This window comes from Methylobacterium sp. WL103, assembly GCF_008039885.1.
Taxonomy (GTDB): domain Bacteria; phylum Pseudomonadota; class Alphaproteobacteria; order Rhizobiales; family Beijerinckiaceae; genus Methylobacterium; species Methylobacterium cerastii.
In genome coordinates this window covers 1-487 of record NZ_VRUX01001255.1, presented here as the reverse complement: position 1 = coordinate 487, position 487 = coordinate 1, and the positions used below count along the sequence as shown (strand labels likewise).

Below are 487 nucleotides of genomic sequence, written 5' to 3'. Positions count from 1 at the left end.
CGCGACGGCGCGCGCGGCGAGCTTCTCGGCATCGAGGCGCCCTCGCCCGACCGGATCGCGCCGATCTGCCCGTATTTCACCCGCTGCGGCGGCTGCGCGACCCAGCACCTGGCGCCTGCGCCTTACGCCGCGTGGAAATCCGGGCAGGTCGCCAACGCCCTGGCGCAGGCCGGGCTCGACCGCCCCCTCGATCCGCTGGTGGATGCGCATGGCGAAGGCCGCCGCCGCATCACCCTGCACGTCCGCGAGGTCGAGGGCCGGGCCGAGGCCGGGCTGATGGCCGCGCGCAGCCACGCCCTGGTGGCGATCGACCATTGCCCGATCACCGTGCCGGCCCTGCACCGCGCCCCCGAGGTCGCGCGGGCGCTCAGCGCCCCCCTCGGCCACGGGCGAAAGCCCCTCGACGTCGCGGTGACCGCGACCGAGGCCGGGCTCGACGTGGACCTGCGCGGCCACGGCCCCGTCGAGGCCGGGGTGCGCGCCACGC

At 77.4% G+C, this 487-nt stretch carries 1 pseudogene; it reads left to right on the top strand.

The window, feature by feature from the left end:
* Positions 1-487, top strand: a pseudogene (locus tag FV222_RS28890) (RNA methyltransferase); the annotation flags it as partial.